General features: G+C 45.2%; 18 protein-coding genes and 7 tRNA genes. 10 read left to right on the forward strand and 15 right to left on the reverse strand.

The window, feature by feature from the left end; translation table 11 throughout:
- Positions 1-8: 8 nt before the first annotated feature.
- From prmC to hemA, 3 genes are read right to left on the reverse strand one after another with little or no spacing between them, the layout of a single operon-like run.
- Positions 9-851, reverse strand: coding sequence for a peptide chain release factor N(5)-glutamine methyltransferase (gene prmC / locus L876_RS0111590; RefSeq protein WP_028763964.1), 843 nt, complete (start codon positions 849-851; stop codon positions 9-11).
- A 35-nt stretch (positions 852-886) separates the two neighbouring features.
- On the reverse strand, positions 887-1,972 hold the full coding sequence (prfA, locus tag L876_RS0111595; RefSeq protein WP_028763965.1) for a peptide chain release factor 1: 1,086 nt from the start codon (positions 1,970-1,972) through the stop codon (positions 887-889).
- A 13-nt stretch (positions 1,973-1,985) separates the two neighbouring features.
- Complete coding sequence (hemA, locus tag L876_RS0111600) at positions 1,986-3,236, reverse strand: glutamyl-tRNA reductase (protein ID WP_028763966.1); 1,251 nt, start codon at positions 3,234-3,236, stop codon at positions 1,986-1,988.
- A 272-nt stretch (positions 3,237-3,508) separates the two neighbouring features.
- Here hemA and lolB point away from each other — a divergent pair, with 272 nt between their 5' ends.
- From lolB to L876_RS0111615, 3 genes are all read left to right on the forward strand, one after another.
- Positions 3,509-4,138, forward strand: coding sequence for a lipoprotein insertase outer membrane protein LolB (lolB, locus tag L876_RS0111605; RefSeq protein WP_028763967.1), 630 nt, complete (start codon positions 3,509-3,511; stop codon positions 4,136-4,138).
- A 3-nt stretch (positions 4,139-4,141) separates the two neighbouring features.
- On the forward strand, positions 4,142-4,996 hold the full coding sequence (gene ispE / locus L876_RS0111610; RefSeq protein WP_028763968.1) for a 4-(cytidine 5'-diphospho)-2-C-methyl-D-erythritol kinase: 855 nt from the start codon (positions 4,142-4,144) through the stop codon (positions 4,994-4,996).
- Between the two features lie 66 nt (positions 4,997-5,062).
- Positions 5,063-6,010 carry a ribose-phosphate pyrophosphokinase gene (locus L876_RS0111615; RefSeq protein ID WP_028763969.1) on the forward strand — a complete coding sequence of 316 codons (948 nt, stop codon included), beginning with the start codon at positions 5,063-5,065 and terminating at the stop codon, positions 6,008-6,010.
- 105 nt (positions 6,011-6,115) lie between these two features.
- On the opposite strand, the gene L876_RS0111620 is transcribed toward L876_RS0111615, so the two are convergent.
- The 12 genes from L876_RS0111620 to L876_RS0111675 form a co-directional block, all read right to left on the reverse strand.
- Positions 6,116-7,471 (reverse strand): transcriptional regulator, encoded by a 1,356-nt coding sequence (locus tag L876_RS0111620; RefSeq protein ID WP_028763970.1) that lies wholly within the window; start codon positions 7,469-7,471, stop codon positions 6,116-6,118.
- Positions 7,472-7,655: 184 nt separating this feature from the next.
- Positions 7,656-10,013, reverse strand: a complete 2,358-nt coding sequence (locus L876_RS0111625) for a multiheme c-type cytochrome (protein ID WP_028763971.1) — start codon at positions 10,011-10,013, stop codon at positions 7,656-7,658.
- 943 nt (positions 10,014-10,956) lie between these two features.
- A tRNA-Leu gene (locus tag L876_RS0111630) sits at positions 10,957-11,041 on the reverse strand.
- Positions 11,042-11,120: 79 nt separating this feature from the next.
- Positions 11,121-11,195: transfer RNA gene (locus tag L876_RS0111635), tRNA-Gln, on the reverse strand.
- 49 nt (positions 11,196-11,244) lie between these two features.
- Positions 11,245-11,329: transfer RNA gene (locus L876_RS0111640), tRNA-Leu, on the reverse strand.
- Positions 11,330-11,422: 93 nt separating this feature from the next.
- Positions 11,423-11,499, reverse strand: a tRNA-Met gene (locus L876_RS0111645).
- 20 nt (positions 11,500-11,519) lie between these two features.
- Positions 11,520-11,594, reverse strand: a tRNA-Gln gene (locus tag L876_RS0111650).
- A 50-nt stretch (positions 11,595-11,644) separates the two neighbouring features.
- A tRNA-Leu gene (locus L876_RS0111655) sits at positions 11,645-11,729 on the reverse strand.
- Between the two features lie 115 nt (positions 11,730-11,844).
- Positions 11,845-11,921: transfer RNA gene (locus L876_RS0111660), tRNA-Met, on the reverse strand.
- A 266-nt stretch (positions 11,922-12,187) separates the two neighbouring features.
- On the reverse strand, positions 12,188-13,279 hold the full coding sequence (gene ychF, locus L876_RS0111665) for a redox-regulated ATPase YchF (protein WP_028763972.1): 1,092 nt from the start codon (positions 13,277-13,279) through the stop codon (positions 12,188-12,190).
- Between the two features lie 66 nt (positions 13,280-13,345).
- Positions 13,346-13,933, reverse strand: a complete 588-nt coding sequence (pth, locus tag L876_RS0111670) for an aminoacyl-tRNA hydrolase (RefSeq protein WP_028763973.1) — start codon at positions 13,931-13,933, stop codon at positions 13,346-13,348.
- Between the two features lie 201 nt (positions 13,934-14,134).
- Positions 14,135-15,343, reverse strand: coding sequence for an FAD-dependent monooxygenase (locus L876_RS0111675; protein WP_175427343.1), 1,209 nt, complete (start codon positions 15,341-15,343; stop codon positions 14,135-14,137).
- Between the two features lie 178 nt (positions 15,344-15,521).
- On the opposite strand from L876_RS0111675, the gene L876_RS21655 reads away from it, so the two are divergent.
- The 7 genes from L876_RS21655 to L876_RS0111710 all read left to right on the forward strand — a co-directional run bounded on the left by L876_RS21655 (position 15,522) and on the right by L876_RS0111710 (position 22,041).
- Positions 15,522-15,824, forward strand: a complete 303-nt coding sequence (locus L876_RS21655) for a hypothetical protein (protein WP_051413097.1) — start codon at positions 15,522-15,524, stop codon at positions 15,822-15,824.
- Between the two features lie 98 nt (positions 15,825-15,922).
- Positions 15,923-17,347: a tRNA (N6-isopentenyl adenosine(37)-C2)-methylthiotransferase MiaB gene (gene miaB, locus L876_RS0111685; protein ID WP_028763975.1), complete on the forward strand. Its 1,425-nt coding sequence runs from the start codon at positions 15,923-15,925 to the stop codon at positions 17,345-17,347.
- A 195-nt stretch (positions 17,348-17,542) separates the two neighbouring features.
- Entirely contained in the window at positions 17,543-18,586 is a 1,044-nt protein-coding gene (locus L876_RS0111690) for a PhoH family protein (RefSeq protein ID WP_028763976.1), read from the forward strand.
- The gene (gene ybeY, locus L876_RS0111695; RefSeq protein WP_028763977.1) at positions 18,576-19,052 is read left to right on the forward strand and encodes an rRNA maturation RNase YbeY; all 477 of its coding nucleotides are present in this window, start codon (positions 18,576-18,578) and stop codon (positions 19,050-19,052) included. The genes L876_RS0111690 and ybeY overlap by 11 nt, the downstream gene beginning before the upstream one ends.
- Positions 19,053-19,078: 26 nt before the next feature.
- On the forward strand, positions 19,079-19,954 hold the full coding sequence (gene corC, locus L876_RS0111700) for a CNNM family magnesium/cobalt transport protein CorC (RefSeq protein WP_028763978.1): 876 nt from the start codon (positions 19,079-19,081) through the stop codon (positions 19,952-19,954).
- Positions 19,955-19,982: 28 nt separating this feature from the next.
- A complete protein-coding gene (gene lnt / locus L876_RS0111705; RefSeq protein WP_028763979.1) occupies positions 19,983-21,569 on the forward strand; it encodes an apolipoprotein N-acyltransferase in 1,587 nt (528 codons plus the stop codon).
- Positions 21,559-22,041: a type II secretion system protein gene (locus L876_RS0111710; protein WP_028763980.1), complete on the forward strand. Its 483-nt coding sequence runs from the start codon at positions 21,559-21,561 to the stop codon at positions 22,039-22,041. Before lnt ends, L876_RS0111710 begins: the two co-directional genes overlap by 11 nt.
- Positions 22,042-22,094: the final 53 nt, after the last annotated feature.

The following is a 22,094-nucleotide window of genomic DNA, read 5'->3' on the forward strand; positions in this document are numbered from 1 at the left end:
ATGTGCCACTATCTCGGCCAGCGGCCTAAAGTGCAACGGTCATTGCTGCCAAAGTCTCTCACTGTTGCCACAGCCTCATACCCAAGCTCAATCATCTTGGCGCGCACTGTAAGCGCCTGGCCAAAGCCATGCTCCAGCACCAAATAACCGCCTGGCGCCAAATAGTCTCGCGCGCAATCGGCAATATGAAACAGGTCGGCATATCCATGCTCACCCGCGGTTAATGCACTCTGCGGCTCAAACCTCACATCACCTTGAGAGAGATGTTCATCCTCTTCATCGATATAAGGTGGGTTTGAGACGATTAGGTTGAAATCATACTGAGTGATTGCATCAAACCAATCGCTTTGCAAAATATTTACCTGAGGCTGTTTTAAGTTGTCTCGATTAGCTTTTGCCAATGCGACCGCTTCAACGACCTTGTCCACGGCAGTCATTTGCCAGCTGTTACGCTCAAATGCCAATGACAGGGCAATCGCCCCTGTACCTGTGCCTAAATCGAGCACCTTAGCGTTATCAGCCAAGGGCAGATTGAGGGCGGTTTCAACCAAAATCTCGGTATCAGGACGTGGAATAAGCGTGGTAGCGTTTACCATAAATGGCAATGACCAAAACTCGCGCTCACCAACGATATGCGCAATGGGCGTACCGATAAGCCGTCTGCTGACCATCTTTTTAAAGGCCGTCACCTGCTCGGAGGTCAAACGTTCATCTGGCCAGGTATAGAGATAGCTACGTTGCTTATGAATGATATGCAGCAGCATGACTTCAGCGTCAAGCTTTGCACTGTCTGAGATCTCAACGAGTTGAGATGAAGCCCAATCTAGGGCTTCAGATAGTGTCTGAAACAAAGAATATCCTTAAAAGCCTTGTTAGTTGACGAAGATTAATCTTCGCCTAACGCTGCTAACATGTCGGCTTGGTTTTCCTGCATAAGCGGCTCAATAATCGCGTTCAAATCGCCTTCCATCACCTCATTCAGACGGTAAAGGGTCAAATTTATGCGATGCTCACTCACGCGACCTTGTGGGTAATTATAGGTGCGAACACGCTCAGAACGATCACCACTGGCCACCAAACTACGGCGAGTCGTCTCCTCTTCGCTACGGCGCTTCTCATCTTCAACAGCTTGAATACGCGCGGCAAGCACACTCATTGCTTGGGCACGGTTCTTGTGTTGTGAACGTTGATCTTGGCACTCAACAATGATGCCCGACGGAATATGGGTAATACGAATCGCAGAATCGGTTTTGTTAACGTGCTGTCCACCCGCACCTGAAGCGCGGAAGGTATCAACCTTTAAATCAGCAGGGTTAATTGAAATGGCTTCAGCTTCTGGAACTTCAGGCATAACGACGACAGTACAAGCTGAGGTATGCACACGCCCCTGAGATTCAGTTTCTGGTACACGCTGAACACGGTGTCCACCCGACTCAAACTTGAGCTTACCGAAGACACCTTCACCAGAGACTTTAACGATAATCTCTTTAAAGCCACCATGCTCACCTTCATTGAGAGTCATGACTTCGATTTGCCAACGATTGGCTTCACAATAGCGGCTGTACATACGGTATAGATCACCAGCAAAAATAGCAGCTTCGTCGCCACCAGCTCCTGCTCGGATCTCAACGAAAGCGTTATTATCATCTTTAGGATCTTTAGGAAGCAGCAGAATTTGCAGCTCAGCTTCGAGGGTTTCTAAAGTGGCTTTAGCCTCTTTTATCTCCTCTTGCGCCATCTCTTTGAGATCAGCATCATCTTCGCTTAACATCTCTTTAGCTGATTCAATATCTTCTTCAGCTTGCTGATAGGCTTTGAACGTTCTTACCACATCTTCAAGTTGAGAGTACTCTTTGGACAGAGCGCGAAAACGCTCCTGATCGGCAATGATGCTCGGATCGCTCAGCAGCGCCAACACTTCTTCATTACGCTCAAGCAAGCCTTCGAGCTTGCGAATAACACTGTCCTTCATTCCAACGCTAACCTTAGTCTTTATCTAATCCAAGTGCTGTGCGCAATTGTCCTATGCTGTTTAAGTCGCCTCGGCGGCTTGCAGCAGTCAGAGCCTGAGTTGGGGCATGGATCAATTTATTGGTTAGCTTATTGGCCAATTCCAGTATTAGCTGTTCGCTATCACCGCCTTGGGCTAACTTATTGATTGCTCGCTCAACCAGTTCATCTTTTACCGCCATACTTTGGGTGCGGTACTCACGGATGCTGTCGACCGACTCTAACGATCGGATCCACTCCATGAAAAGATGAGATTCCTCTTCAACAATTATCTCAGCTTGCTCGGCAGCCTCTCTTCGAGAGGCCATATTCTGTTCAATGATACTTTGCAGGTCGTCAACCGTGTACAGGAAGGCATCATCAAGATCCCCCACTTCAGCTTCAATATCTCTAGGAACTGCTATATCAACCAATAACATAGGCTGATGACGACGCTGCTTCAGCGCTTTTTCTACCATGCCTTTACCAAGGATCGGTAACGGGCTGGCGGTAGAGGATATCACGATATCGGCTTTAGGGAGATACTCTGGTATCTGTTCGAGTGTAATTGCTGTCGCACCGAACTCTTCACACATGGCTTCGGCACGTGAAACCGTACGGTTGGCAACAGTCATTGTCTCAACGCCATTGTCTTTTAAATGGCGCGCAACAAGTTCTATGGTTTCACCAGCACCAATCAGCAGTACTTTTGTGGCGCTCAGTGCAGAGAAGATATGTTTAGCCATACTGACGGCCGCAAACGCAACGGATACTGCTGCAGCGCCAATCTCAGTTTCAGTGCGGACTTTTTTGGCAACAGAAAAGGTATTTTGAAATAAACGGTCCATAGTGACCGCTACCGTTCCAGCTTCTTTAGCCTTCACAAAGGACTGCTTCACTTGGCCAAGAATCTGAGGTTCACCCAAAATGAGTGAATCAAGGCCTGCTGACACTCGCATCAGGTGCTGCACAACTTCTTGCCCCTGATATTTATACAAGCAGGGCAATACATCTTCATGAGCGAGTTGGTGATACTCTTCTAGCCATGCGATCACCGCCTCTTCTTCACCCGTATTGCAGTAAAGTTCGGTACGATTACAGGTAGAGACGATCACCGCTTCACCAGTCTTAGTGTGGCTGGCTAAGCTTTTCATCGCATCATGAATTCTATCAGGCGCAAACGCTACTTTTTCGCGTAGGTCTACCGTGGCTGTTTTATGATTAATACCGATTGCTACAAGGCTCATCTGACTCTTTCTGGTCTCTAGGCATCTCACTTATTGGGTGCCATTCTACTGAATTGAACCAACTAAAAACAGAATACGCTTAACAAAACCGAATAATAATCTCGGTTGTTACACGCTTTCGTGATTAATGATGGCCTTAAAACTGACTAAAACCGCAATGAATGAAAATTAGTCATTGCTAACGCTAGCCTAGGCTAGCAGGAAATTTGGCAATTAGCATTGGTATTTGGAGACAGCCCTCGTATGATATGGGCTAGTTAATCAGGCTATAGATGAATAATTTGAACTACTTCACAAAAATGGCTGTCACCCTAGTAGGATTCACCCTCCTAACACTCACAGGTTGCGCTAATCGTGTGCCAATCAATCTGAGCGCCACCGACGTGACCCATGTTAACCAAGCCTCAGCTTGGGAGATGCAAGGTAAACTCGCCGTTCGCACCAGCGATGACAAATTTAGTACCAATCTATATTGGCTGCATACCCAGGCAAGTAATGAGCTGCGGTTAACCACTATGCTTGGCACCACAGTAATGTCCTTGACCAGTGATAGCACAGGGTCAACATTAGAATTGGACGGAAAAACCTACCACGACACAGATGCTGAACGCCTATTAAAGCGATTAACCGGTTGGTCAATTCCAGTCGCAACCCTCCCTTTATGGATCACGGGACAGATATCGCCTAGCGATGAACTGCTTAGCCAAGATGAACAATTACGGCCAATCAGTGCTCGTAGCACCAACTCCCCCTCACCTTGGCAAGTCACCTTTAATAGCTGGCAAGTACAAAGTGGTGCACAGCTTCCTAGATTATTACAACTCTCACGTGACGATGTTCGACTAAAAATACAAATTAACCAATGGCAAGCATTGGCTCCCACACCAAACAATGCTGGATAAATTATGAAAGACAATCGCTCCAACCATTGGCCGGCACCGGCAAAACTTAACCTATTTCTGCATATCAATGGTCGCCGAGCCGATGGCTATCATGAGTTGCAGACACTATTTCAATTCATTGACCATTGCGATTATCTCGACTTTGCCGTTAACGATACAGGAACGCTCACTTTGCACTCATCAATGAATGATGTTGTCGCACATAGCGATAACTTAATTCTGAAAGCTGCAAAATCGCTACAAGAGGTCACTCAAACGACGCTTGGCGCTGAGATTTGGCTAGATAAACGCTTACCGATGGGAGGTGGAATAGGTGGCGGCTCATCGGATGCAGCCACGACACTGGTAGCGTTAAATCACTTATGGCAAACCGGATTATCAAGCCAAAAACTAGCTGATATCGGTCTCTCTCTAGGCGCTGATGTCCCTGTATTTATTAATGGTTTAGCCGCTTTTGCAGAAGGTGTTGGCGAGCACCTTCAAGCAGTAGATGTCGCTGAGCCTTGGTACTTGGTTATCACGCCAAACGTACATGTTTCTACAGCATTAATCTTCCAAGATCCAGCATTACCCCGCGATACACCCAAGCTTAACCTAGCCGATTTAATGAGCAACCCCTGGCGAAATGATTGCCAACAACTGGTCAGCAATCTTTACCCCCAAGTTGCCAAAGCATTAGCGTGGCTGATAGAATATGCGCCGTCCAGAATGACCGGAACGGGAGCATGTGTTTTCGGGGTTTTCGATACTCGCCAGCAGGCAGAAGATGCTTTTGCTAAAATGCCAGTGGATTTGAGCGGTTTTATCGCCAAAGGGACAAATAAATCACCATTAGTGCTGCGATTAGCGCAATACTAAAAATCATGCGGGATAAGGCTATTTATCCCGATCATTATCATAAAGCATACGCCTGAGGTTCATACAGTGCCTGACATTAAACTATTTGCCGGTAACGCAACACCCAGTCTCGCAAAGAAGATAGCGGATCGTCTATTTTGTAAACTTGGAGACGCTGAGGTTGGCGTTTTCAGCGACGGTGAAATCAGTGTTCAGATTAACGAAAATGTACGTGGGGCGGATGTATTCATCATTCAATCTACTTGTGCGCCGACTAACGATAACTTGATGGAACTTATCGTTATGGTTGATGCGCTACGTCGTGCATCTGCCGGCCGTATTACCGCGGTAATTCCTTACTTTGGTTATGCTCGTCAAGATCGCCGTGTACGCAGTGCGCGTGTACCGATCACCGCTAAAGTTGTTGCTGATTTTCTATCAAGCGTAGGTGTAGACCGCGTCTTGACTTGTGATCTTCACGCAGAGCAAATTCAAGGCTTCTTCGATGTCCCTGTAGATAACGTATTTGGTAGCCCAGTACTGTTAGAAGATATGTTAGCGAAGAACCTAGATAACCCAGTTGTCGTATCACCAGACATTGGTGGCGTTGTGCGTGCTCGCGCGGTCGCTAAACTGCTCGACGACTCAGATCTCGCGATTATCGATAAACGTCGCCCGCAAGCGAACGTTGCACAAGTAATGCATATTATTGGTGATGTTCAAGGTCGTGACTGCATCATCGTTGATGATATGATCGATACTGGTGGCACGCTTTGTAAAGCTGCTGAAGCTTTGAAAGAACACGGTGCAAACCGCGTCTTCGCTTATGCCACTCACCCAGTATTCTCTGACAATGCAGCTAAAAACATTGCAGAGTCAGTGATCGATGAAGTTATTGTTACCGATACCATTCCACTAAGTGCTGAAATTGCAGCACTCGATAAAGTCACCCAGTTGACAATGTCTACGGTTATGGCTGAAGCCATTCGTCGCGTCAGCAACGAAGAGTCAATTTCAGCAATGTTTAAGCACTAATCTTTATTCGATTAGCTTTAATGCTGAAATAAAAAACGCACTCCATTGAGTGCGTTTTTTTATGCGCTGATTTAGAAATCAAATATTAACAGCGTTCAAGCTAAGTTAGAGTGAAACTTGCTCTCTGTGGGCCCACACCATAGTCTCCCCCCATAACGGCAGCATCCACACACCGCTATCATCATCTTGATAAATTTGCCGTAAAACCATCCGCTCGTTCTGCAGTACATTTTTGCGGATCTCTCGATATATGGTGGCTGACTCTTTTGAGATCTGCTGCGGACTAGTGAAGGAGCGATCATCTACATCTACAAGAAAAGTGCTAACGGCTTTACCATCGACTTCGCTTTGTGACACCTTAAACTCACCGCTAAACTGATAGCGAATGGAAATCTCTTTGAGCATATCATCGGTGATACAGGCTGCCGCAACTAGCTTACCTCTATTTACAGAGTCAAAGATCAATGACAACCGAACATCTGCACGGACCACATTCTTACTCTCTGAGTAGTAATAAACATCAGCTCTATATACGTCTTCAACCAGCCCTTTATCTGCGGGGGCAAATTCATCTAAAAGGATATTATTGTAGGTCACTTGTTCCATTCTGAGCTTAGTATCCGCTAACCATTGAATATCAAGTGGAGGCATGGAAGTGCTTACATCAGTGACTAAATTGAGTGGCTGATTGTCAATACAACTGCCGTTAAACTGGTTACATAATGCGACCGATTCGTAACGGCCATTTTCAAATGCAAACAACTGTTTTTCAGTAGAGTTTTTAAAAACACCGTCGTAGTTAAACCAATTTTCAATCACATCCTTTGTTGCCATATTTTTTGTCTGGCCATCTAATTGCACTGTATGTAGCAAGGATTCGTTTTGCGCCAGTGACAAAGACTTTGCAGTGATCGATGCAACTTCAGGTTCAGCAAGTAACGATAAGTCGTTTACAATGACTTTCAATCCACCAAAAAAGTGCAACCCAGCAATTAACGTGGCAACGAGGGCAATTGCTGTAATGCGGTAGCGCCTGGTTTTTTTCCTACTTTCGCTCTCGTTCGAATAATCGGTTGTACAGGCCCCTTGAGGGGTAACCGTTAATGCCTGATGACTTAGAAGGCTCACACTAGCAGCCGATGCTGAAGATACTGCTTCTAGCGGCTCGATAACGCATAAGCTGTAACCGTAGCGAGGGATGTTTTTAATCTCAATATCCGTTTGGCCTTGTAATTTCTTTCTCAAGCTACTCATACATTGCGTTAATGATGAAGGAGCAACGATTCTTCCAGGCCAACCAGCCAAATTTAGCGTCTCTTTACTAACCACTTCACCCACATGTTTAACTAGACTTTTAAGTATTTCTAACTCAGCCAGCGATAATGCACAGCGAGTCGAATGTTTAGTATCGACTAACTCTCTGGCATCTAAATCAATAATTAAAAATTCTGAAATCTTCACAACCTAACCTCTACTACTTTTTAGTAGATCCCCAATCAATATTCTACTGCATATTGTTAACCCTAAACCTGACATGATGCTGAGTTCCGATTAAACAGTTAATGCTTTGGTAATATTTGTGATCCCCGTAAAAAAAGACCCTAACAAAATGCTAGGGCCCAAAAATATTACACGGAGGAGAATCTTATTTCAGGTTATGAGACTCCTTTAGATTGGTTAGATCATGACATACTGCACATGACTCTTCACCTGTATACTGACCAAGCTCGACACCAAACTGAGCGCCGTTTTGTTTCATATGACTAACCACGTCTTTACGAACCTGGCGGCGATCTTCGCCCTCTTCAGCGGCTCGTTTACCGTGACAACTCAAACATACAGCTGCAGTTGGCGATACAAAAGCATCAGCAACAGCATCTACGGCATAACGTTTGTTACCGCTAGTGTCTTTGCCATTTGCTGGGTCAAGACCGTCATAGGTATCCATGTAATCAAGATCAAGCGCTAATGGTTTACGACCCACTAGGTACTTAGCATCGAAGCTATCTTCAATATGACACTTAGCACAGTTAGCTAAATCTGCAGAGTATTCCACATTCCGTTTCCACCCTTCACCACTTTGGTTAGCACGGTTGTTAGCATGCATCGCATGGATCCAGACCTTCTGATCAGGATGACTCATGGTCAACTGTTCGACATAGTCCTCATCACCTTGCTTGGTTTGCGAATTACGGATGACCTGAGTTGGCATATTGTTGGCGTTATGACAAGCCACACATTCTTCAGCAGCATTCGATGCAGTAGTCCAATCTCGTTCACCGCGCGGCATCAGCTCCTTCATCATAATCATTGGGTCTAAAGAGCCATTACCATCTAAATCTACTGAGCCAGAGGCACAAGTAGTGCCAAAATAGGTACTATCATTCTTAACCACAGAATGGCAACTACGACAGTTCAGCGTCATTTGTACAAAGCCTTCATCAGACGTAGTCGTACCATGACAGTCACCACAGAGCTCATTAGTCACGATCTGACGACGTGGGCGCTCTTCCAGTAACCCTTGCTTATTGAAAAAGTGTTGCCAGTTGTATCCCGCAGCACCATTACTCCAATCAGTCTTACCATCACAATCTTGAATGGTTTCACCATCTTTATCGATACAGAACCAGATACGTGGTGTCACCATGCCGTAGCTGTCGTTCAAATCACCATCAAAATCGTCTTCAAGATCGAATGGACCGATTTCAAAGGTCGTCTTACCATTTTCATAGTTGAGTACGATTGGTTCATCTACGTAGCCAGGGAAGTTCTCTTTGTTGGTGTGAACGCGCAAAACTTTACCGCGATCCATGCCCATATCTTGGCCACCCCAGTTGATATAGAACTCAGCGTAGTACATGTACTTAACCAGATCTAACTGCTCATTGCGAGTGTTACCATTTTTGTCCAAAATATCCACGGTCAACTGTACATAACCAGTCTTATCAGTATCTAAATTGGCATCGATATTGGCTTTTGCTTCTGGCGCATCAACCATCTTAGCTTCGGTAATGGTCAAGTGCAGATTTTCACGGCGCTCGTTTTGTCCTTTGTAAGTAGACAAATGCACCATTTCTAACGTACCAGAAGTATGACAATTGGCACATTGTGCATTGTCTTGATATGGCCAGTGACCAATCCCCTCTTTAAAGTTTACGTCTGTATGACAAGTAATACAGGTTTCTTGCGTAGGAACCTTCTTCCAGTTTGCAAAATCAGTTGCTTGTTCGTTCTCGGCATGGCAATTATCACAGCCACCAACTGGTGCAGGGATGACTCCGATATGAGCTTCATGAGCCAGCATTGGGAACACTTTGCTGATATCACTGACTTTGTTGTCTGCGTGACAAGCAACACAAGTTTCTACTTCAGTATATTTCCCACCATGAATAGTAAAGTCATCGTGACAACTTACACAGTTCTGGTTATTAACCACATTCTTGGTATACAGTGGTTCTAAACCTGCCCCTCTAAAGTCATAATGCATATTCTCATAGCTAAGCTCTGTTGCCCCAACAGCTTCACCACCAGTTCTCATTACCAGTCTTAATGTCTTTTCTTCGGTAATGGCAAAAGCGCTCTCAGCCGTAACATCTTTCTCAAAACTATAAGTATAGCTACCGTCTTTGTTATCAACCAAGCTACCGCACTTAGCGTACTTGCTTGCAGGACATGCTTCAGAGCTCAATAGCTTCCAGCTGTTTGCATCTCCTTCAGTACCTAGCTCTAAACCAGATAGGATAAAACCGAACTTCTCTAAACCAACAACAGGCAGATCTTTTTCATTGGTGACCGTAAATGTAATGTCAGACTGCGCCCCGACAGCAATCTTATCCACCGCTACAGTTAACGCTTTTGCATCTGTTGCCACAGGAATGCCAGGAAGTCCTGGTGTTCCGGATTCGCCATCTTTACCATTTTGTCCATCATCACCGGAACAACCCGTTAAGGCCAGTCCAATGAAGGCTGCTAACGTAGCAACTTTTATATCGACTCGTTTCATCATCAGCTCCACTCACTTATATTTTGCCCTCTTTATTGGGGCAAGTGAAATGTAACTAAGCGCGTGAAATTAAAGTGTGATCATCTCGGTTGCATTTTAGAACAAATTTTCCAACGAGAAACACTGCACAAATAAAGCCTGCATTGTTAACAACCATACCAATAACAGTTAATAAATGTGACAACCAAAGTTATAAGGTTGCTATTAAACATAAAGAAAGCGTGATTGCTAGCACTAAAGCAGCTAACAAAAGTTAACAAAAGGGTGATTTGTTACCAAGCATTAGGATTTTAACGTCAGCTTGTTATTTCCCACCGAGAAATAAATCCCTTCACTACTATAAATTTGTGGTGCATCAGGGGCAAAACACCTCAATTAGCAGTGTCAATGTTAGGCATTATTTATTGAAATCAACCGGAAAACGTTGCAGCCTACTCAGATGCTTGGAACAACTTCATCGGTGATACAAAAAGAGTGATCTCTTCATGTCATAGAGAATGGGCAATAATGACTAAGTGTTAGTAAGGAATGCTATTACAAGAGAATTCTAACGTTTCAATGGTGTGTTAACGAGTGTACATCTAATTCAACTACCCACGTCCATTGTTACAATCAACAATTGGCTAGATGCAGCTTACAGACTTAAGCTATTCATCACATCCCCGCTAAAAGTCGATGTTATGGCAGCCCTGATAGAGTGCTTAGTAAAGAAGGGAACCTTTGGCGCATTTCCGGGAACTTAAGAGATTCAGAAAATAAAGCAAGCCATTGAGCTGTTGCTAAGGGCGTAAGAGCCAAGGATTATTTGATTAACATTCCCTACGAAGCACTAAACTCTCGATTAGCTATCACGCTTTATACTGATTGACATGCCGCGTCTCATATTTTCTAAGTTGCAGGCACAAAAAAGCCCATCAAAGATGGGCTTTTTTGTTTTTAATAATGGTACGGGAAGAGAGACTTGAACTCTCACACCTTACGGCACCAGAACCTAAATCTGGCGTGTCTACCAATTCCACCACTCCCGCACTGCATCTAGTTTTATATCCTGACAAAGATAACGAGTTGTACTCGCACATCATGTTTTATATCTTGATGAAGATAATATGGCTGGGGTACCAGGATTTGAACCTGGGAATGCCGAGATCAAAACCCGGTGCCTTACCGCTTGGCGATACCCCAATCTAACTTGCATATTGTTAAAGATAGACAATCTCTAACTAAAAATAAATGGTACGGGAAGAGAGACTTGAACTCTCACACCTTACGGCACCAGAACCTAAATCTGGCGTGTCTACCAATTCCACCACTCCCGCACTGCATCTAGTTTTACATCTTGATTAAGATGTTAGCCATAATCGGGACAGAGTCCTTACCGCTACATCTTCCTTTTTACATCATGAAGAAGATGGTAGCAATGGCGGGACTTGAACCTGCGACCCCAGCATTATGAGTGCTGTGCTCTAACCAGCTGAGCTACATTGCCACATTTATCTTAAAGATAAATGGCTGGGGTACCAGGATTCGAACCTGGGAATGCCGAGATCAAAACCCGGTGCCTTACCGCTTGGCGATACCCCAATCAATCTTGCTTCATGTTAAAGACTATACAATCTCTAACTAAAAATAAATGGTACGGGAAGAGAGACTTGAACTCTCACACCTTACGGCACCAGAACCTAAATCTGGCGTGTCTACCAATTCCACCACTCCCGCACTGCATCTAGTTTTACATCTTGATTAAGATGTTGCCAACCCTATTTCTGATAATTTAAATAAATTAAATTTATCAACTAGTCGGCTAATCTCTAGTTTTACATCTTAGAGAAGATGGTAGCAATGGCGGGACTTGAACCTGCGACCCCAGCATTATGAGTGCTGTGCTCTAACCAGCTGAGCTACATTGCCATCTTTTCTTACATGTCCCTCTTGCTGAGGAACGGGGCGTATTATGCTTATTCAGCGTAGGCAGGTCAACAGCTTTTTTTCGCAATATTAAACTATCTAGGTTGTTCGCCTATAAACTCGCCAAAGTGAGCAGCAGTTATCCAAAAAATGCCATGAAACCGCGTTTTTCAGCGATTCCGCTTATTCATTAAATACAAAAAAGGCCCAATAAGATGATTGGACCTGTTATCTCGCTGCACAATTTTCTCGCTTAATGCGAGAAAAAATCAGACGTTAAATAAGAAATGCATCACGTCGCCATCTTTCACCACGTAGGTTTTACCCTCAACGCGCAGCTTACCCGCTTCTTTTGCACCGGCTTCGCCTTTATAGGCAATGAAATCATCATAAGACATCACTTGCGCGCGAATGAAACCCCGCTCAAAGTCAGTATGAATAACACCAGCAGCCTGCGGTGCACTCGCACCAACACGTACTGTCCATGCACGAACCTCTTTAACACCTGCTGTAAAATAAGTGTGTAGATCAAGTAGCTCGTAACCAGCGCGGATCACGCGATCAAGACCGGGCTCTTCTAGTCCTAAATCAGCCATAAACTCTTGGCGATCTTCGGCATCCATTTCAGCCAATTCAGATTCGATAGCCGCACATACCGCAACAACTACAGCGTTCTCTTTTGCTGCAATGTCACGAACCGTGTCGAGATGTGGGTTGTTTTCAAAACCATCTTCAGACACGTTAGCAATATACATAGTTGGTTTAAGCGTAAGGAAGTTAAGGTAAGCAACCGCAGCTAACTCCTCTTTACTTAAATCCATCGAGCGCAGCATATGGCCTTCATCCAACACTGGGCGCATTTTTTCAAGGACGCTCACTTCAAACTTAGCTTCTTGATCGCCGCCTTTTGCACGCTTCTGTTGGCGGGTAATCGCGCGCTCACATGAGTCGAGATCAGCAAGCGCTAGCTCAGTGTTGATCACTTCAATATCACTGGCTGGTGATACTTTGTTAGCAACGTGCACTATGTTGTCATCTTCGAAACAACGAACAACGTGACCGATTGCATCAGTTTCGCGAATATTAGCCAGGAACTTATTACCTAAACCTTCACCTTTCGATGCGCCAGCCACAAGACCCGCAATATCAATAAACTCCATGGTTGTTGGTAAGACGCGTTCCGGATTAACGATTGCAGCCAATGCTTCTAGACGAAGGTCCGGCACAGGCACAACACCAGTATTAGGTTCAATCGTACAAAACGGGAAGTTTGACGCTTCGATACCCGCCTTGGTCAACGCATTGAACAATGTCGATTTACCTACGTTAGGAAGACCAACGATGCCACATTTAAAACCCATATCTTTACCTTTATCCAATTAATATTATCGGTTGTCCCAATAATTAAACATTTAGCTTGTTATCGCTTAGCCAGCCTTGTAAGAATGCAACCTGTGCATCGCCTTACTCATATCTTCTTTAAACAACACTTCTGTAGCGCGAACCGCTTCATCGATAACCTCTTCGATCAAACGCTGCTCTGCTTGTGGTGCTTTACCTAATACATAGTTACTCACGAGACTCTTGTCTCCTGGGTGACCGATACCGATTCTTAATCGGTAGAAACCTTTATCATTAGCAAGCTTAGCGATGATATCTTTAAGGCCATTATGACCACCATGACCACCACCTAATTTAAACTTAGCAACACCTGGGGGCATATCAAGCTCATCATGCGCCACAAGGATCTCCTCAGGTTCAATACGAAAAAAATTCGCCAATGCACCCACTGATTTCCCGCTCAAATTCATGAAAGTCGTTGGGATAAGTAATCTAACATCCTTACCATAAAGTGTTGCTCTAGCAGTCAATCCATAATATTTGCTATCTGGCACAAGGCTAACACCACACACTCTTGCTAACTCATTGACATACCAAGCGCCTGCGTTGTGCCGAGTTTGCTCATATTTATCACCGGGATTAGCAAGCCCAACAATCAGTTTTATATTGCCCATAGAATCTTTGCCTATCTCGCAAGCGCGTAAATAAAAACGCGGCATTTTAGCACTCAATCGGGCCAGCAACAAATTTGTTATCTCATAGAGGGGATTTCGCAAATAGAAAGATGTTCGCACTAAGCTGGAGGCTAATAAAACAATAAAGCCACTTAATCACATCGTCATTTAAGTGGCTTCAAAAAACGGGTTACCCTAAACTCATAACCCCATGGCGTACTTTAGTACTTTATGCTTAATTGGCGTATCTAAGTTCGCCATCTTCAAGGCACCATTGCGTAGTAATTTTAATGGCAATAGATTGTTGCTAAAGCTTGCGTAAAACAGATCCATTGTTGTCATCATCAATTGATTGTCGATGTAACGCTTTGATTGATAGTCGGCTAACACCTCTGTTGTCCACCAGCATCGATTATTGGCAATAGCGGTTGCAAAGGTATCTATCAGTGCATTGACATCTTTAAACCCAAGGTTAACACCTTGCCCCGCTAGCGGGTTAATCGTGTGCGCCGCATCACCAAGAATGACAACATGTTCATGGTAGTAACGCTGAGCGTGTCGACGGGTTAATTTAAAGCACCCTTTCGACAATACCTTAAAGCCTCTGTCGAGACGCTCGGGAAAACAGCGTTTAATCTGTTGGGCTAATGCCTCGTTACTTAAAGATGACAACTGCGTAATACGGTTAGCATCGTCATACCAAACTAATGAAGCATTATTGCCAGGCAACGGTAGTAATGAGCGCGGCCCTGTTGGGGTAAATTGTTGCCACGTAACGTCTTGCTCTGCTGTGTCAGTGGCAATATTGATAAGCATCGCCGACTGGGCATAATCCCAGCCAGTCAAACCTATTCCAGCCCACTGACGAACTTGAGAGTTAGCTCCATCAGCGCCAATCAACAACCGCGTTGTCATTTGTGAACCATTACTTAGACTCAACGCAACACCGTCGTCTATTCGAGCAAAACTCTCTACTTTTATAGGGCAAAGTAACTCAAGGTTGCCATGCTGGGTAAATGCCTGCCATAAGGCCAACTGTACTACTCTATTTTCAACGATATGCCCAAGGTGTGAAGCACCAACCTGATCACTATGAAATTGCGTGATACAGCCATCAAGTTCCCACGTCTCCAATCCTTTATAAGCGACCTGGCGCATAGCGGCTATCGCTTCTATCGCCCCTAAGCGTTTTAGTAGCTGCTCGGAAGCCACACTAATTGCTGACACGCGAAGATCTAAAGGCTGTTCAGCAGCATATTCCTGCGGTGCGTAAGCCTCAATGACGGCAACGGAAAGCCCCAGCTGAGCCAAGCCTATCGCCGTCGCAGCCCCCACCATTCCGCCACCTAAGATCACCACATCCTTATCAAACTGCTGCTTGTCGTTCTGGCTCACCAATATTTGCTCCATGGCTCTATGTCTAAATATGTCTGCATCGTCGATTGCGTATACAAATGTTGCTGGCACAGGAAACACTCACAATCGGTTACAAAGCATGCGAATTAAGTACGTTTTTCTACTTTACACTGCATCTAAACGCTACACAGACTATCGGTCAACCACCCTAAACCGCGTAACGGAGTACCCTATGAAAACGATTATCACAGCAACAGTTATTTTAGCGGCGTCACTTTTTCCTGCAGCAGCGTCAGCGCAAACCAATCCTGAAATGGAAAAAATGACTATAACCTACCGTGCACCGCTAGATTATGCCCTATATCAATATACTATTGAATTACTCGGCCACTACCGTAGCGAAATTCAATCGAGTATTTACCATCAGGCTAAACACAATAGCCATGCTATGGCTAAGGCCTTTAATCGCTCACAAACGCACAAAATGACTGAGATAGCGGTTATGCCAACAGAAAAAAGCCTTAGCCCAGAGTAATTTCTAAGATAGTCGGTGCAAAAGCTAGCCAGCGTTGCGCTCAAAGGGTAAAATGTCGCGCTATTTTTCCCTGTAGTGGCAACCACGGCGCAAAACTGATGAGTAAGAAACTCCATATTAAAACTTGGGGCTGTCAGATGAATGAGTATGACTCATCAAAGATGGCCGACCTATTAGACGAATATCAAGGTTACACCTTAACCGAAGAAGCTGAAGAAGCAGACGTACTTTTGCTTAATACCTGCTCTATTCGTGAAAAAGCACAAGAGAAAGTGTTTCACCAGCTTGGTCGCTGGAAAACCTTAAAAGACAAAAATCCGAACCTGATCATTGGTGTCGGTGGCTGCGTTGCCTCTCAAGAAGGCAAGGCAATCAAAGAGCGTGCGCAATGCGTTGACCTTATTTTTGGTCCGCAAACCTTGCATCGCCTGCCAGAAATGATCGATCAAATTCAACAAGGTGGTAAGGCTGTTATTGACGTGAGCTTCCCTGAGATTGAGAAGTTCGACCGTCTACCTGAGCCGCGTGCCGAGGGTCCAAGCGCGTTTGTATCGATTATGGAAGGTTGTAGCAAGTACTGCTCTTTCTGCGTAGTCCCCTATACCCGCGGTGAAGAGGTCAGTCGTCCCGTTGATGATGTGATCTTAGAGGTCGCGCAACTCGCGGCCCAAGGTGTACGTGAAGTCAATCTGCTTGGCCAAAATGTTAACGCTTTCCGCGGTGCGACCCATGATGATGATATCTGTACTTTTGCGGAACTATTACGTTATGTTGCGGCCATCGATGGTATCGATCGCATTCGTTTTACGACCAGCCATCCGATAGAGTTTACCCAAGACATCATCGATGTATATGAAGACACGCCAGAGTTAGTGAGCTTTTTACATCTACCAGTTCAGTCGGGTTCAGACCTGATTTTGACCCAGATGAAACGTGGCCACATGGCGATTGAATATAAGTCAATCATCCGTCGCCTGCGTAAGGCTCGTCCAGATATCCAGATTAGCTCCGACTTCATCATAGGTTTCCCTGGTGAATCTAAGCAAGATTTTGCAGATACGATGAAGCTCATTGAAGATGTACAGTTCGACCACAGCTTCAGCTTTATCTATAGTGCACGTCCAGGTACACCTGCGGCAGATCTACCGGATGATGTATCACTTGAAGAGAAGAAAGAGCGTCTTGCTATTTTGCAAGATCGCATTACTCAACAAGCGATGCGTTACAGCCGTCAAATGCTAGGTACTGTTCAGCGCATTTTGGTTGAAGGCCCATCGGTGAAAAACCCAATGGAACTTCGCGGCCGTACCGAAAATAGCCGAGTAGTTAACTTCGAAGCCGATCCGAAGCATATTGGTAGCTTTGTTGATGTGGAAATTGTCGATGTCTACACCAACTCGCTTCGCGGCACCTTTATCCGCGGTGAGGATGAGATGGACTTACGCCGTAACCTTCGCCCGTCTGACATCTTAGCCAAACATAAGAAAGATGATGACTTAGGCGTGACCCAATATATCCCCTAAGTCGGGACAGAAATCAATAAAAAGCGGCTGATTCATTAGCCGCTTTTTTTATCGATACTCGGCAGCACAAGCGTCTCAGATGCCGATGCGAATAATCTAAAAATGGGTTAGCATTTCCAACTAATGCCTCGTAAACTGTCAATATCATCTATTGACCCAAGTCGTGGATAAGACAAACATCATTTGGAGCTATTTTTGTCAAATAAATTAACCACCCTAAACCTCTACTTAGAGCCTTCTGATAACCGCAGACTTGCATCACTTTGCGGACCTTTTGACGATAATATTAAACAACTTGAGCGCCGCATTGGTGTTGAGATTAATTACCGAAACAATCACTTCCAAATTGTCGGCCAAGCCAGAAACTGCCTTACCGTTAATAATTTGCTCAAAGAGCTTTACGTCGAAACACAACCAGTTCGTGGGAGTACACCCGACCTAGAGCCCGATACCGTTCATGTTGCTATTCAGGAGGCGATTGCATTAGAAGCTGAGGCCCCTCGTGATGACAAAGAACTTTATATCAAAACCAAGCGCGGCGTTGTTAAGCCACGCAACCCAAACCAGAGTGACTATGTCGCCAATATCGTGCGCCATGACATTAGCTTTGGTATTGGCCCAGCAGGTACAGGTAAAACCTATCTTGCCGTTGCTGCGGCAGTTGACGCACTGGAACGCCAAGAGGTTAGGCGTATTCTCCTGACCCGTCCAGCGGTTGAAGCGGGAGAAAAATTGGGCTTCTTACCGGGTGATTTAAGCCAGAAGGTCGACCCTTATCTGCGTCCACTATATGACGCCCTATTTGAAATGATGGGCTTTGAAAAAGTCGAGCGTCTCATTGAACGCAGTGTCATTGAAGTCGCACCACTAGCTTACATGCGTGGGCGAACGCTAAATGATGCATTCATCATTTTAGATGAGAGCCAAAACACCACCGTTGAGCAGATGAAGATGTTTTTGACTCGTATCGGCTTTAACTCTCGGGCGGTGATCACGGGGGATATCACGCAGATCGATCTACCAAAACATCAAAAGTCTGGCCTGCGCCACGCTATTGAGGTGCTCAGCGGCGTAGATGAAGTCAGCTTTAACTTCTTCCAAGCCAAAGATGTGGTACGTCACCCCGTTGTCGCACGAATCGTTGAAGCCTATGAAGCCCATGAACAGAAAGAGGCCAGCGAAAAAGCCAAACGAGAACGCCAGTATAAAACAGAGGAAAGCACTCATCATGACGTATGATGTTAATCCGCTTAATTTAGCCTTAGATCTACAAATCGCCATAGATAGCGACAGACTGCCAAGCCAGGGACAATTTGAGACTTGGGTGCGCCTAGCACTGGGTAATACCATGCCGGTGGCAGAGATGACCATAAGGCTTGTCGATAAACGTGAAAGCCAGATGCTCAATCACACCTATCGTGGTAAAGACAAGCCCACAAATGTGCTATCATTTCCGTTCGAATCTCCTGCTGAAGTCGAGCTGCCTCTTTTAGGTGATCTGGTCATTTGTGTACCTGTTGTTGAGACCGAAGCCTTACAGCAAAACAAGACCTTAGAGTCACACTGGGCGCACATGGTTGTACATGGTTGCCTGCATCTGCTAGGGTATGATCATATCGATGATGCGGAAGCTGAAGAGATGGAGTCTTTAGAGACTCAACTAATTGAAAGCATTGGCTTTCCAAACCCATACAAGGAACAATAGTTGACCTATTTGGTCAAGAAACTACTATGAGTGACGATATCCCACCGAGTACCAACGCCCAAAAGAAGGGCTGGTTAGAAAAATTCAGTCAGTTATTCCAGGGCGAACCACAGAGTCGCGATGAATTAGTGGATGTTATCCACGATGCTGAGCTAAGAGAAGTGATTAGCGAAGATACTCGCGAGATGATTAAAGGTGTTTTAGAAGTCTCCGATCTGCGCGTGCGTGACATTATGATCCCACGAGCACAAATTGTGGCGCTGAAGATAGATAACACGGTAGAAGAACTCCTTGCCACCGTTATCGGCTCCGCACACTCCCGATTCCCTGTCGTCAATGAAGATAAAGATCATATCGAAGGCATCTTGCTTGCCAAAGATCTGCTTCAATACGGCTTTAAAAACAATGACGAGCCGTTTTCCTTAGCACAAGTGATACGTCCGGCTGTCGTTGTTCCCGAAAGTAAACGTGTCGATGTACTGTTAAAAGAGTTTCGCTCTCAACGCTATCATATGGCTATAGTAGTCGATGAATATGGTGGTGTTTCTGGCTTGGTGACCATTGAAGATATTCTTGAAGAGATCGTAGGTGAAATCGAAGATGAATTCGATCATGACTCTGCAGAAGAAACTGAGATACGCAAAGTTGGTAAGCAGATCTATATGCTTAAAGCATTGACGCCAATCGAAGACTTCAACGAAACCTTTGGTACTCAATTTAGTGATGAAGAGTTTGATACCGTAGGCGGTTTAGTTTCTCATGCATTTGGGCATCTACCTGAACGTAATGAAAAAATCACTATCGATGATATAGAGTTTAAGGTGATTAGCGCTGACACTCGCAGATTGGTTCAACTCAGAGTTAAACTCCCCGAACCACCATCTGAAGACGATAACGCATAACGCGTGACCTTCCCTTGATGAGGCTTTAATGCTGCTACGACTTAGGGCTATTGCCCATCATGCCAAGATTAGACTGGTACTCGCTTATCTAGCGGGTGCCAGTACTGCACTTGCCTTTGCCCCCTATGGCCTTTGGCCCATTTATCTTGTTGCATTAGCCTTTGCGCTGAGGCATAGCGAGTTACTCCGACCTAAACAAGCTTTTACCTATTGGCTAAGTTTTGGTTTTGGCTGCTTCTCTGTCGGAATAAGCTGGGTACATGTCAGCATGGATACCTTTGGCGGGCTCCCCTTAATCGCCTCCGTAGGGTTAATGGCCTTACTAGCACTTTACCTTGCACTGTATCCCGCATTGGCTGGCATTCTATTAGCAAAAATGTCTCCAAAATCTATGTATTTGCGTTATTTACTGCTCTTTCCTGCATTGTGGGTTGTGACTGAGTGGGCCAGAGGCTGGGTACTAACAGGCTTTCCTTGGCTTTGGGGTGGCTACACCCAAACCAGTGGCCCATTTAGCCCGCTTGCTAGTGCCATTGGGGCATTGGGGCTAAGCTACCTTCTCGCAATGTTAGCGGGCAGCCTTGCGCTATTACTTCAGGCTAACCAGGCATCCTGGCAAAGACGATTTGCGCCCACCGTCATCATTATTGTTGTCGCGCTTATAGGTAGCAAGGTTGCCACAGTGCTATCTCCGATTTCACAGACAGGCAAGCAGGTCAATGTCACCTTGGTACAAGGCAATATTGCTCAAAGCATGAAATGGCAACCTGAAGCACTGTGGCCAACCATGATCAAATATATGGACTTGTCTCGTCCTGAGTTTGCGAACACCGATATCTTTATTTGGCCAGAAGCCGCGATTCCAGCCCCTGAGTATATGGTTGAAGACTTTCTCGACAATGCCAACAAGGTCGCCAACCTTAATGACAGTGCTATTATCACCGGCATCATTAGCCGTCAGCAGGATAATTTTTATAACTCATTAATCGTTCTTGGTAACCATAACAGTCCAATGCAAAGTGAAGCCGATTATCGCGGCGATGGCAGCAATGAGTTTAGAAAGCACCATCTATTACCAATTGGTGAGTTTGTTCCGTTAGAAGCGCTGCTACGTCCACTCGCACCACTCTTTAATCTACCTATGTCCTCATTTGCCCGAGGTGACTATCAGCAAGCTAACTTAAATGCGGCAGGTCACCAAGTTGCCCCGGCAATCTGCTATGAAATAGCCTTCCCTGAACAATTACGCGCCAATGTTAATGCCGATACAGAACTACTCCTAACTGTCTCTAACGATGCGTGGTTTGGCAGCTCAAATGGCCCACTGCAACATATGGAAATCGCGCAAATGCGCGCAATTGAACTTGGTCGCCCTTTGGTCAGAGCCACCAACAATGGGGTCACGGCAGCAGTTAATCCTCAAGGTCAGATCACCGATAAATTACCCCAATTTGAAACCGCCGTTTTGCATGTCAGTATCCCACTCGTTGAGGGCGAAACGGTGTTTGCTAAATGGGGGCAGTGGCCAGTTTTGCTGCTGAGCTTCTTCAGCATATTTATTAGTCTGGTAAGAAAAAGATTTAAGATAAAAGGAAACAAACACATTGAAGAGTGATCAAGGCTTCACGCTTATAGAACTCGTTGTTGTCATTATTATTCTCGGCATTCTGGCCGTGGTTGCAGCACCAAAGTTTATCGGGCTGTCAACGGAAGCAAGAGCGCAAGCCATTACCCAGATACAAGCCAGCACTAAAGCGGCAAACAGCCTTGTTTACGCCAAATCCCAAATGCCAAGTTTAGTCTCACAAGGCGTTTCTGGCCGCGATGATCTGCTGGACGTCGATATTGACGGCGATGGCAATATCGATACCCGCCTACTATCTGGCTATTTGGATAATACTGATATTGAAAAATGGTTAGATCTGGACGAAATATTTGTTATTCAATATAACAATCCAAATTTTACCTACATTGGTTATGACGACAACCAAGACGGCCGCGTCACCGATGACCAATGTTATTTTAGTTATCGCCAAGCAACCGCAGTGGCTCAACCGGTTTATCTCATCATAGACGCTGGTTGCTAGCGCAACGACTCGATAGCTGATCACAAGAGATAAAAATACCCGCTAAGGCGGGT

It is taken from the genome of Shewanella colwelliana ATCC 39565 (genome assembly GCF_000518705.1).
In the GTDB taxonomy this organism is placed as follows: Bacteria; Pseudomonadota; Gammaproteobacteria; order Enterobacterales; family Shewanellaceae; genus Shewanella; species Shewanella colwelliana.

What these genes read in the sequence shown, in the direction of transcription:
- prfA (WP_028763965.1), bottom strand. Translation starts at nt 1,972, where the DNA reads ATGAAGGACAGTGTTATTCGCAAGCTCGAAGGCTTGCTTGAGCGTAAT.
- hemA (WP_028763966.1), bottom strand. Translation starts at nt 3,236, where the DNA reads ATGAGCCTTGTAGCAATCGGTATTAATCATAAAACAGCCACGGTAGAC.
- lolB (WP_028763967.1), top strand. Translation starts at nt 3,509, where the DNA reads ATGAATAATTTGAACTACTTCACAAAAATGGCTGTCACCCTAGTAGGA.
- ispE (WP_028763968.1), top strand. Translation starts at nt 4,142, where the DNA reads ATGAAAGACAATCGCTCCAACCATTGGCCGGCACCGGCAAAACTTAAC.
- L876_RS0111625 (WP_028763971.1), bottom strand. Translation starts at nt 10,013, where the DNA reads ATGAAACGAGTCGATATAAAAGTTGCTACGTTAGCAGCCTTCATTGGA.
- ychF (WP_028763972.1), bottom strand. Translation starts at nt 13,279, where the DNA reads ATGGGTTTTAAATGTGGCATCGTTGGTCTTCCTAACGTAGGTAAATCG.
- pth (WP_028763973.1), bottom strand. Translation starts at nt 13,933, where the DNA reads ATGGGCAATATAAAACTGATTGTTGGGCTTGCTAATCCCGGTGATAAA.
- L876_RS0111675 (WP_175427343.1), bottom strand. Translation starts at nt 15,343, where the DNA reads ATGGAGCAAATATTGGTGAGCCAGAACGACAAGCAGCAGTTTGATAAG.
- L876_RS21655 (WP_051413097.1), top strand. Translation starts at nt 15,522, where the DNA reads ATGAAAACGATTATCACAGCAACAGTTATTTTAGCGGCGTCACTTTTT.
- miaB (WP_028763975.1), top strand. Translation starts at nt 15,923, where the DNA reads ATGAGTAAGAAACTCCATATTAAAACTTGGGGCTGTCAGATGAATGAG.
- ybeY (WP_028763977.1), top strand. Translation starts at nt 18,576, where the DNA reads ATGACGTATGATGTTAATCCGCTTAATTTAGCCTTAGATCTACAAATC.
- corC (WP_028763978.1), top strand. Translation starts at nt 19,079, where the DNA reads ATGAGTGACGATATCCCACCGAGTACCAACGCCCAAAAGAAGGGCTGG.
- lnt (WP_028763979.1), top strand. Translation starts at nt 19,983, where the DNA reads ATGCTGCTACGACTTAGGGCTATTGCCCATCATGCCAAGATTAGACTG.